This is a genomic window from Desulfobotulus sp., assembly GCF_034006065.1.
GTDB lineage: Bacteria > Desulfobacterota > Desulfobacteria > Desulfobacterales > ASO4-4 > Desulfobotulus.
Window position 1 is genome coordinate 1 of the sequence record NZ_JAVETM010000061.1, and the last position, 11939, is coordinate 11939.

Below are 11939 nucleotides of genomic sequence, written 5' to 3' on the forward strand. Positions count from 1 at the left end.
GGGCATCCAGAGCACGGAACACGCTGTAACCCGCAAGATCCGTATCCCTCACGCTATCCCACTCCAGAACAATCTGGCCTGGCCTGGAAAACCCCCGAATCCCTTCGGGCCTTGCGGGCGGAATAAGATCCCGGCAGGGAAAATGCGCAGGCGGCGACATGAGGCTTTCCCTGCCATCCTCCCACAGGGCGGTGATGGAATAAAAATAGTCCGTGTCATAGCTGAGGTTGCCATCTTTAAAAGCCGTATCTTCCAGAGGGCTGTCCGTAAGGCGGATAAAGGCTCCGTCTGGCCTTAAGCCTCGGAACACATGGAAACGAAGACCTGGAGCATCGGAGACCCAGGAAAGCCCCGCTTCCCGGTCCAGGGCTTCGATGGATACCGCAGCAGGCGGAGCCGGTCTTCGTGCCGCATCCCGGACGGCAAAGGCAGGAGGGGACAAAGGGCTCTCATCCCCGAAGGTGTCAATCCCCGCAACCTTGTAATAATAGACCTTATCCGCCTCAAGCTCCGTATCCGAATAAAAATAGGGCGGTGTGACCCGCTGACGGGCTTCGTTGATTTCATAGTTTACCCCCACAGGCCTTTGGGTAATCCGCTCATAGGGGCCCTCTTCCCCCGTAGCCCGGTAAATATGAAAGACACCGTAAGCATCATAACCAGTCCACTTAAGGGCCGTTCCCCAGGCATAGCGTACGGCTTCTGCATGGGGAATGTTCATCGGCGCAGGCACCCGGCTGTCCACCAGGGTACGGACTGTGGCAACAGGCCTGCCATCCCGTTTCGCCTCCAGGGTATAGAGATAACGACCCGGTTCGGAAATTCCCCTGTCTGTATGGGTGATTCCCAGGATCTCCATGAGATCCTTTCGGCTTTCCGCAAGGTAAAACAGCATGCCCTTACGGTTTTCCTCTTCCGCCAGCACCCTCAGCTTCTCAAAATCCGTCTGGTAGAGGGACTGGGGCCAGAGCAGAGGGGTCAGCTCCTTTGCCACATCTTCCCCGAACAGGCCTTCCACCTCGCTTCGGGTTTTCATGCGAAAAGTCCCCAGCGCCACAGCCTCCCCAAGCCCGCCTGCATCCAGAACCCTCTGGCGGGTCAGGTTGTAGTGATAGTCCAGCCCCTTGTCTTTCGGAACCCACTTCAGCCGGACACCGGAAGCATCCACCTTGGACATGAAAATCAGTTCCATCTCCTGCTGCACGGAGGCAAAGGCCCCAAGACTCATGAAAAAGAAAAAAAGAATGGGATACACACTGCTTTTCCGTATTTTCACTGGGCAATCACTCCATGATGGTAGTCATAGTGGTAAATGGCGAAATAGGGTGCGGAAAAAATCGTCTGTGCAGGCGTACAATGAATCCCCGTATAATGATTTCCATTGCAGGACTGGGGGATATGGTCAATCACATCCCGCTTATACGTCAACGTCCAGTTAAAGATACTCTCCCCCTGAACACGGGTATCATAGGTTCCGTCCGCACCTGCAACGGTTCTCACGGCCTGCATCCGAACCACAGCCTTATGATAGTCATGGTCATACTGAAAGCTGTGGTTCTGGGTACCTGCATACACTATTTTCTCCTTTGGAATCAGAATCAGATGCTTTGTGGCCGTGGGCGCACTGATCACCTCATAATCCCGTCTTCCCAGACGAAGGGTGAGAAGGCTGTTCTGAATGGAGGGATAATTCCCCTTTTTCTGAATTTCAAAACTAAGCCCTGTGCCATCCCAGTTCAGGGGAGCTGTGGTTTCAAAGGTGAAAATCAGATCCCCCGGAGCCCCGTGGGAGGAAACGGGAACGGGTCTGGGGTTCGTCATAAGCCAGAGTTCATACTCCAGAAGAGCCGCCGGGCAGTAGGCCATGAGAGCATCAAAGGAAAGGGCCTGATTGCGGGGACAGCTTCCGTATCCGGAAGAATGGTATTTCCAGTCGATGGCCGAACGTTTCTGCTGATGGGCCTCATTCCAGAAAATCAGCTCCGTTTCCACCTGCCCCCCCCATGCGCTGCCCGAAAGGTGCATGGACACATGCAGGGGATTGATGTCTCCCACCTCCGGTGTCCAGTTGTAAAAATCATCTGCGGTGAGATTCTGGGCATCCTGGGATTCCTGGATCACCTGGGCATTGGAAAGGGCCTGGGCACTCACCTCAAAGGGACTGCGGTAAATGCGTCTGCCCTCCGCATCCAGCACCTCAATGGCATAGGCCCCGCTGCGATACCGGGAATAGCGGTAAGCCGCCCCGGCTGCTGCGGACTGCTGGGGACTCAGACCTGCCTGGGAAGGCTGGGTCGCACTGAGAGGGCCTCCTGTGGTCAGGGTATAGCCCCCGCCCGTGGCAAGGCTGTAGGGAGAGGACGCTCCGGAAGGCCCGGATCCGCCGCCTGAGCTCGCTGCACTGGAACCAGCACTTCCCATCGCAGCACCTGTCCCAAGGTTTCGCGCCTGATCCGAGCAATCCTGCCGCCAGCATTCCTCTCCTGTGAAGGGATTGTGCTCATGGCCCATGATCACCAGGGCGGGTCTCACCTCTCCGGTCATCTCATCCCTGAAATACATCTGCCCCGTGAGGGGTGCCGTCGGCTTGACAAATTTCACCCACTGCTGGGTGGCGGCAATGGTATTTGCCGTTGTCAGCCCCTGAAGCCAGGCCTCCGGCCCCACAACACTCTCTCCTGTGGCATCCACCACATAATGCCGGTTGGTGGTGGCAAAGGTCTGGCCCGAAGCCGGAACCCTGTAGTAAATCCGCACCTCCGTATCCGGGAAGACCACCTCATCCGAAGGACCGGGATACACCTTTTCAATGATCTCTCTGGCTCCGGAAAGACTGGGGGCATCCACTGTGGTGAAGTTTGCCACCCGAATCCCCTCATCATAGGCCACCCCGGCAAACACCTCGGCTGCGGACCTTCCCCGCCAGGGATCCTGGGGCCGTACACTGCCTTTCACTTCCAGAAGATGGGCGCGGGCATAGAGGGCATAGGCCGTCTTCCGGCCCAGTTCATCAAAACTGCGGATCTTGATGGTATCCTTATCGTCCACCCCGCCGATGGGCCTTGGAATATCCTGTCCTGTGGCCTTGTTGCGCAGGGCCAGGGCATTGACCCCGTCGGTTCCGCTGCCCATGTCAATATAGTCCGCAAAGCCTGTGACGGCTCCGGACCTGTAGGAAGGATTGTTCCGCACATCGAGAAGCCGGAGCATGTACCTTTTCCCGTTATCGAGAATGAAAATCTCATCCACGGGCAGGGTGGTGCTCAGCTCAAAGGCCATGCTTCTCGGAATATCCGTAGCCCCCTCCGAAGGCAGGAGATTGCCCACCAGGGGAAACCGGGTGGGATCGTCAATTTCCGCACTGTCCGGCTTTTCCGGAATCCAGAAAGTCATGCGGTAGGTGCCGGAAACAAGACCCGCACAAAAGGAATACCGGAACTTGGCCTTGATCCGCATGTAGGTGGGGTTGGGGGTTCTGAACTTCATCTCCAGAGAAGCATAGGCCTCGATGATGGCATACCGCTCTCCAAAAGCCTTCACCCCGGCCTCAATGCCGATCCACACCCTTCCTTCGGCATCCACATAAAAGGGCCGGATGCTGGCCACAAAGTCCATGGCCACACCCCCATAGAGTCTGCCGTAAAAGCAGGCCGCAGAGGCGGAAAGGTCAAAGCTCTGGCTGAAGCCAAACTTCATGCCATTGCTGTCCATCATGAGATAGCCGTCTCCGGTGAAAAACCCGGCAATGGCCTTTACGGATACGGGGTTTTCCTTGGTGCCGATATAGATATGCCAGTCTCTGGATGTGGGGCCGAACTGTATGCTGCAATTGGCCCGTACATCGAGAATATCGAGGCTCGCCTCATCAATGAGAAACTTGGCATTGCCCACAAGGGAAAAGTAGGGCTGGGACACACCGATGGTGATGGTGGCCCGCAGGTAGCGTTTTTCCGTGGTTCCCAGATTCTCTTTCAGAAAATAGGTGTCTCCGGAAAAAAGGATGGGGGCTCCGGGCTGAAGGGTGAGCATCATGTCCCCGTGCCAGGTGTAGCCCATATCCCCCGCTGTCCCCAGAGTGAGGCCCGCCTGACAGACAAAGGGCACACTGGCATCCGGTATAAAGCTCACCTGTCCGCCGCTGCTCACGGCCTTCATGTGATAGGCCACCCCACCGTTAAAGGCATAGATACTGAGGGGTATGGGGGAAAGGGGGATGGGTGCTCCCATGGAAGCGGAAAAACCCACCCGCCACCAGGTATAGGCGGGAGAGGCCTGGGTATTGCGGCCAAGTTCCATCTCCGCCGCTCCGCTCATGACACCGGCAATGGAAAGATTGGCATCTGCTGCAAAACGGCTGGCAGCTCCGTCCCATTCCAGCCCGCCGCCAATGCGCACCCCATACTGGTTGTAGGTCAGGGCAATGCGGTTGATGGAAAAACTACTGGGTGAGGCCGTGATGGTCACAGCCCCCCGGGCCAGATCCCCCAGCTCCGCACTGCCGCTGATGGTGGTGGAAATGCTTGAGGAAGAAAGGGTAAGGCCCAGATCCGTGATGGCGACCGTGAGGGGCCCCATGGGAAGCTTCATGTTGTCCGGCTGCTGCCGCAGGGTGAGGCCTGAAAAATCCACGGCATCCTTAGAGATACGCAGGGCATTGAGCCTTACGGTCTCCATATCCTTCAGCATGGTGTGGGTGAACTGCACTTCCGGATACATGGAAAGGGAAAGGCCCGCTTCCTTTGAATAGGACGCACTGAGATCCTGAATGTTGAGGATGGCCAGTTCCTGAAAACGGGTAATGGGCGGAATGCTGGCGTTGGTGGCAAGGCGGAGACTGTCCAGACCGGATGCGGACAGAATGCCTTCCATGGCAAATTCCAGGTTGAAAAACCGCTCCAGATTCAGATCCAGACCAAGACTTCCCGCAGCAACCCGGTTCTGGTCCAGACGCAGGCTGAAGGTTTTAAGACGGCCCCCATAGCCCTGGGTGCTCAGTGTCAGGGGCGTATTCAGGGAAAATTCTCCGGAAAGGCCCGTACTGTCCACCCGCATTCCGCTTCCTCCGACCCGAACTTCCGTATCCAGGACGTTCATGGAAAGGGAAAGGGCATCGAGGGTCAGTTGTACCCCGCTGGCCCCCAGAAGAATGCGTCCCTGAAGATCCTTAAGTCCCAGATCCGGCATACCGGGAAGGGAGGCTTCCGGCAGGGTGAACCGCAGAGCGCCTTCGGCAAAGAGCAGGGCCGGTCTCGCCGCTTCCTCCAGGGTGGCAAAGAGCCTTCCCGTATCAAGGCTGCCGGAAAGATCCGTCAACGAAACCTTGGAAAGTCCGGGTCTGGACCAGTCAATGGAAAGGACGATGCCTGACAGCAGAATATCCACCCCGAGGGTTTCCAGAATGCCAATGCGGACAGGACTGTCCCAGTCTGCCCCAAGGCGGGTGATGCCGGAAAAGCCTTCCAGACCCATCTGAAGGTCTGTCACCTCCAGGGTGGGCAGTTCCAGACCACCGAAAAGGGGCGGCAGATCAACGGCACCGCTCACCAGCATCCCCTGGGGAGAAAAGCCCAGCCGCCGCACAGCCATGACCATGGCCTGGGCTTCCGTAAGGGGGGCTGAAAGATCAAAGGCCGTATCCAGGGCAATGAGGCCACCCGTCACCCGTTTTGCGGCCGCATCCACCACAAGATCCGCAAAATCCACGGCCACCTTCAGATAACCCGCCTCATCCTTCAGAAAGGCGGGGAGCCTGGGCATGGGCTGATCCGACACCACTACACCAGAGCCGGTCAGTCTGCCCTCGCTGTACTGGGCATCGGTGAGCAGGCGGAAGGGGCCGATCTGAAATTCTCCGGCAAAATTCATGTCCAGAAGCCGGAAAGTGCCGTCACTGTAAAACTGGGCCGTGGCCTGGGCCTCGGTATCCGCATTCTGGGCCTGAAGGGCCATGGCCCCCTGAAAGCCCACCCAGAAACGGGAGCCTTCTGCGCCAAGACCCCATTGTTTCAGAAGCAGATCCACATCCTGGATCCTTGCCATGGCCGCAGGGCTTAAGGCATGCCAGCCTGCAAGACCTTTTCCAAAGGAAAGGGCATCCTTATAAATCTGAAGTCCCCGCAAGGCCATGGGACGGGCCGCAGCCGCCACTTTTTCCCCTGCGGCCTCAGCCTGATCCCGGCCTTCAGCGCCAAGGCCAGCGACGGTGGATGCGGCCGTATCCCGCAGATCCTCCCCGCTTACGGAGGTGAAGGACTGAAGCATGGGATGGGTAAGGGTAAGGTCACAGTCCAGATCCACAAAAAGACCTTTTTCGTTAAACCCTGTGGCAATGCGCTGTAAATCAAGATCCGCAAAGCCTTCCAGGGAAACACGGGTCTGCATCCGATCCAGATTCACCCTCAGGCGGTCTAAGCCAAAGCCGTTGAAATCCGCATCCACGGCAAGGGCAATGCCACCAAATTTTTCAAGAATCAGGGAACCGGAAAGCCCCAGATCCAGCACATTGTCTGCCAAAGAAAGGGCAATGCGCTCCGGCAGCAGGGGAAAACCTTCCAGGGGCAGCTGTTTCAGGCCTTCGGTAAGAAGAATCTCCGCCTGGGTGGAAATACCGGAACGGCTGATGACCAGAGGGGTTTCGTCGGGAATGGGAATCTCAAAGGGTTCGCTGAACCCCGGAATGCGGAGCACACCGGAAAGAGTCAGACTGGGAGACAGGCCCGGCCTCAGGGTGCCGCCGGGGTTTTCAAGGGTCACCTCCGTTCCCGGTATCACAAAACGCCGGGCTTCAGCCTGAACTTGGCCCGCCCCTTCCCGTACCCGGCCCGCAGCCCCTTTGAGGGAGGCACTCCCTGGGGCTTCCGGGACCATCCCCGCAAGGCTACCCCAACTGAAAGCCTCATTCTGAAAGCCCAGAGGAAAGGAAAGGCCCCCATAAGCACTACCCAGGGCCAGCCCTGCGTCTAAATCAGAAAGGGAAAACTGTCCTGCTCCCGTATCCACATGAAAGGCAAAGGAACGCAAGGTAAGGGTGATGTCCTGGGGACTGTCAAAGAGCGTCCACACCAAAGGAGTCTCCGGCGCCACATTGCCGCTGGCGCTGAAACCATTTTCGCCCAGGGAAAGACCATGAAAAGCAATGGCTTCCATGCCGGGAAACCCCTTAAGCCGGACGCTGGCATCGGCCAGGGCCGCATGCGGCGACACATGCAGGGCCTTCAGTTCAATGCTGGCAAGGGGCAGGGAAATCTCCAGTCCTTCGGGCAGAGGCAGATCAATGACTCCGGAAAGGATTTTTCCGCCTGCGGCCTCCAGATTGGTGAACAACACATCCAGTTGCAGGCGGTCTTCGGCATTTTTCAGAAGATCAGGAAGGGAAGGAATGGGCACTTTGGAAATCAGGGTTCCCCTGCCGCTGATGCGCCCTCCGGAAAGGCTGGCATCCGTATGCAGGATGAAGGCTCCCATTTCAAGGGAGGCATTGGCGGCAAAGTCCATCACCTCAAAGCGGCCATCCAGATAAAACTGGGCCGTAGCCTTTGCCTGGGAGGAAAAGGCGGGCTGCTGGACGGTGGCACTGCCCTTCAGTCCGGCCCAGAGCACGCCCCCTGCCACCCCCAGCCCCCAGGATTCCGCAGACAGGGAAAAACCATCCAGACTGGCCTTCATGGGGGTGGAAAAGTTCTGCCACCCCGCACTGGCTGTGGGAAGTTCCAGGCGATCCTTAAAAATCCTTAAATTGGAAAAAACAAAATCCCGACCTGCGGAAGCCAGCTGCCGTCCCTTCCCCTCGGCCTGCCCCAGAGCCTCCCGCCCTTTCTGCCCTGCTTTGCCAAGGCCCGTTCTGGCCTCCTGCTTCAGATCTCCCGCATCCTTCCTCAGATCCGTGAGGTTCTGGCCCTGAAGCCCACCCCCAAGCCGGTTAAAATAGGCAGCCCCTTCTTTGGAAAGATCCCGGTTTGTATCCGCCACAAGCTGTTTCAGGCCCGGATGGGTGACTTCCAGAAAACCATCCAGATCAATGGACACCCCATTGCGTCCCCCAAGGGTCAGACGGGTTTTTTCCAGATGGAGAGTGGCAAAACCGGGAATGGGCAGCACAAAGGGACCTGCCTGGGTCTCAAGATTGTGAAGCCCCGTATCCCGGATGTCTGCGCGGATATCGAGGCTGGCATTGCGAAGAGCCTCCAGGGTAAGGCCTGCGGTGAGGGTTCCGGAAACCCGGTTGTTCCGGATGGTAAGGGAAAGGCTTTTGACCCTTGCGGCAAAGCCTCCCAGATCAAAGCCCGTATCCAGTTTGTCCAGTGAAATCCGGCCCTGGGTGGAAAGACCCGAGGCCGTAAGGCGCAGGGCCGAAGGCCCTTCCAGATTCAGCTCCAGGGCGCTGTCCAGTACGGGAATCTGCATACGGCCTGAAAGCACAATACCTTTCAGACCTTTTTCAATGCTGCCGCCCAGATCGGAAATTTTCACAGCCGTACCCGGAAGGGTAAGGCGGCCTGCAGCCTCTCCTGCCTCCTTGCCCCAGCGCCAGATGCCATTTCCATAGGCCACCTTCTGCGCGGAAAGATCGCCAAAGGTTTCGGAAAAGACCAGGGAAGCGTCCACGTCAGAAAGGGCCAGACGTTTTTTCTGGGTATCAAAGTCGAGAGCCAGGGCCTTCAGCATCAGGCTTGCCCCGTACTCTCCTGTAATAAGGGGGATCTTCTGGGGACTCCGGGCCCTGTAGGCAATGCGGCCTGCCATGCCCTGGGGGGTAAAGGTCAGATCCCGGAAAGGAAGGGTGGGGATGGAAACTCCGTCCAGACTGAGGCCCAGGGCTCCTGTCATTTTGCCGCCTTCCGGGGTAAACTGCATGGAGCGGATACGGAAAAGAGCCCCTTCCATGGGGGAAACATTGAGATTCACCGAAGCGTCAATGCGGCCTGCCACAATGCGGCGCAGGGAAGGATCAGGCTTTAAGCCGGAAAAACTCACCTCCAGACCCGGTCTTTTCCCATTTTCGGAAGGAAGAAGGCTGTTGAGAAACCCCAGATCCAGAACACCGACACCCCGAAGGCCCTCTTCCCCGCTTTCCGCAATGCCCCGGAGGATAAAGGGCCCCATGGCCATTTCAAAATCCCGGACACCTTGCAAGACCTCTTCCGCCTGGGGGGTTCTCTCCACCACACGAACGCCAAAGGCATAGGTTTTCTCCAGTTCCGGTCTGAAACGAAACTCCCATTTCCCATGACCTGTCGCCGCCTGCCAGCTTCTTCCGCCGTCCAGGGTGATTTCCACACCAAGGCTTTCCACGGGCACTTTCCGGTTTTCACTTTCAAGAAGCCCCCGGAAAATCACCTCTCCGTTTCGCAAATCCTCGGGATAGAAAACAATCTCGTTACGATCCAGATCCTCAAAATGAGCATCATTGACCGTGACAGCATCAATATAGCCAAGCTCCATGCCCTCATAGGCGAAAGCCGCAAAGGGAAGGAAGAAAGCGGCAAGGAGAAGGGGAAAAAGGCGGCGGTACAGGAAAACCATGGTTCCTCCCTTGTTCTTTGAGGGATCAGGAGATGGGCAAAGGGGACGGGAGCTTCAAAAAAAACCGCTCCCCTGAAAAAAGCAGGAGCGGTTCATGGAGGGCTTTAAACATCAGAAACCGAAAAGATAGGAAATCTTGGCCACATGCTCCCGGGTGGCAAGTCCCTGTTCATTGTCATACTCCCGCCTGCCTGCGGAAATGCGAATGGCCTTGGAGCGATCACCTCCGGGGTGGTAGTTCCCCCGGACTTCATAGGCACGGTATTCATTGTCTTCGGCCCGATCCCGGTAGGTTTTACGGGTGGCCGCACTGAGGTCCGCAGACCAGTGGCTGCCTACGTCATAGCCCAGATCCACCCTGCCACCCAGAGCATTCTGATCTCCGGATTTTCTGTCAATCCGGTTGCCGTCCAGACGGAAGGTGGCCCGCCAGGTATGGTTTTCCCCAATCCGCTTGTTCCAGCCAAAGGTGCCCCGCAGGGTATGAATCTGCTGGTCCTCAGCACCTGTGGTTTTGTCCTCAATATCCGTGAAAATCCACCCCACCCCATAACGCCATCCCGCCTCTGTCCGGAACTGGGCTCCGATTTCCCCGATCCCCAGGGTCTGCTCAATCCCCCGTCCTTTGGTTTCTTTCACCTGGGTGCGGAAATTGAGGTCCATCCTTCGGGCCCATCTGGGTCGCCAGTCAAAGTCCAGCACTCCTTCATTGGTTTCCAGAGTTCCGGCAAGCTGTTTATCGAGATTGTCATGCCGGTTTTTCAGGGTCAGACGGGCTTTCAGCGCCGGAGAAATCATCCATGTGGCGTCACTTTCCACTCGCTCCGTATCCCTTGGCGCGCTGCCTGCCACAGGAGCAAACTTCGGCTCCACCCTTTCATAGAGAAAATTCATTCGTAAGGATCTGGGAATCGGGCTGGTAAGCAGACGCAGGCGCAGGGCACCCGACTCATTGGCCCCAAAGCCGTCCCGGGTATTTTCGTCCGACCGAGTAAAGGCCCCCTCCCCACGGGTCTGCATATAGCGGTTAAAACGCCAGTTCCACTGAAGTCCCGCTGTCACGGCTTCCGCAGGCGGGAGAGGATCAAGACCCGCCTGCCGGAAATCCCGGTTGGTATGATCCCGCACCGTGGATGCGGCAAAGGAAACTTCCTGACCCGGCCCGAATTTCCCTGTGGTTTCCAGGCCCGCCACATAACGATCCACGGAATCCCTGTTGTTGTCGCCATACAATTCATCCCAGCCCGCCTTCTGGATGCCGGTGATGGCGCTGATACTCCAGCCCTCCTGGCGACCGCGACCATACTCCACCTTGCTTCCCTTCAGGGCCGTGGACAGCACCATGGGATGATAGGAGGCCGCCACATCCCCAAGCTCCATCTGAACTTCATTGCGTCTGAAAAAAGCGTTCAGATAGAGAAGCCTTGCGTCCTGGCCGTCCACCTGCCGATCATTGGTACCCCGACCCCGGAGACTCACCCCCATGCTGCCGCCTTCCAGGGGACGGGTGGCGGACAGGGAAAGCTCCTGCCGGAAGCTTACGTCTTCGGTCAGGGTGGTGCCGGGATCGTTGGATTCCTTCCACTCCACGCTGGTTTCCGATCGACCACGGATACGCCAGACCGAAGTGGCGTCCTTTTCCGTGGAGGCCCAGAGAACCATGGGAAACGTCACTATGAAGAGTGCCAGCAGAATGGCTGTTTTTTTAGAAGTCATGGAGGACACTCCCCAATCTTAGTAGGGCGGTATACATGTATTGCTTTCCCAAAACCCTCCGTTCATTTCCACACAGTCAAATTCGTTTGTGCAGGCAGACAGATTCGAAGGAGAGCATCCCGTATCCACAGGTCTCGGAGGGGCCATATTGCACTTGTCATCGTACCAAAAAAGCCCCTTAGATCGACACGATTCTTCCTGGGTAAGACACTGAAAAGACTCCCATACCTTCCCTTCCTGAAGGCACTTCACCTCTTCGCTCAATGTATTGCATCTCCCACCGTACCAATACCCCTGTCCCATGGCGTCCTCACATTGGGCCTGGGAGGTACACAGATACAGGTGGTTGGCGTCACAAACCTCCACCACCTGGGCCTGGCTGTTGCAACGGCCCTCATACCAGAAACCTCCTGCAACAAAGGTGCAATCCTGAGGGTTAAGGCATGCGCCCAGGGCATAGGCCGAACAGGCAACCTCTGCAACAATTTCATCTTCAGGCACCTCAGGCTTCACGGGTGTATCTGGGGTCTGTGGATTCTGAACAGACCTCCGCATTTCCTCGCCTGCAATTCTTGGCACCTCATCCAGCCATTCCCGCAGGCTGGCACCAAAAAGGCTGTTACCCGCCAATTCCACCAGAAGATACTGCCCATCCACCTCATCAAAAAGAAAACGGGAAAATCCCTGCTGGGTCATCACAC

Annotated in this window: 4 protein-coding genes; all 4 read right to left on the minus strand. The window is 57.2% G+C overall.

Features of this window, described 5'->3' with window-relative positions:
- Positions 1 to 1276 (minus strand): hypothetical protein (locus RBR60_RS14970; protein WP_320358243.1); only part of this gene is annotated, 1276 nt, incomplete at its 3' end.
- On the minus strand, positions 1273 to 9522 hold the full coding sequence (locus tag RBR60_RS14975) for a hypothetical protein (RefSeq protein WP_320358245.1): 8250 nt from the start codon (positions 9520 to 9522) through the stop codon (positions 1273 to 1275). The genes RBR60_RS14970 and RBR60_RS14975, both read right to left, overlap by 4 nt.
- Before the next feature lie 111 nt (positions 9523 to 9633).
- Positions 9634 to 11238 (minus strand): hypothetical protein, encoded by a 1605-nt coding sequence (locus RBR60_RS14980; protein ID WP_320358247.1) that lies wholly within the window; start codon positions 11236 to 11238, stop codon positions 9634 to 9636.
- Between the two features lie 18 nt (positions 11239 to 11256).
- Positions 11257 to 11939, minus strand: a 683-nt coding sequence (locus RBR60_RS14985) for a hypothetical protein (protein ID WP_320358249.1), incomplete at its 5' end; no start/stop codon positions are given.